Raw genomic sequence first — 368 nt, forward strand, 5'->3', positions numbered from 1 at the left:
TCACCGGGCGCAGCGCGGGCAGCGTGACGTGCCACATGCGGCGCCAGCGCCCGGCGCCGTCCATGGCGGCGGCCTCGTACAGGTCGGTGCTGACCGCGGCCAGCGCCGCGAGGAACACGATGATCCCCCAGCCGGCGTCCTTCCACACGGCCTGCGCGGTGACCAGGTATTTGAAGAGGCTCGCGTCGGTCATCAGGTCGAAGCCGCTCCAGCCGTGGTCCTCGAGGGTCTGGGCGATGATGCCCGCTCCGCCGAGCATCTGCTGGAACACGGTGACCACGAGGACCCACGAGAAGAAGTGCGGCAGATACATGATCGCCTGCGCCACGGCCCGCACCCGGGGCCGGACCACGCTGTTGATGAGCAGC

The 368-nt window shown here is 69.8% G+C and carries 1 protein-coding gene; it reads right to left on the reverse strand.

The window, feature by feature from the left end:
• A partial coding sequence (locus ADK36_RS14725; protein WP_159391150.1) for an ABC transporter permease subunit occupies positions 1-368 on the reverse strand: 368 nt, incomplete at both ends.

Source organism: Streptomyces viridochromogenes (assembly GCF_001270495.1).
Lineage (GTDB): Bacteria > Actinomycetota > Actinomycetes > Streptomycetales > Streptomycetaceae > Streptomyces > Streptomyces viridochromogenes_A.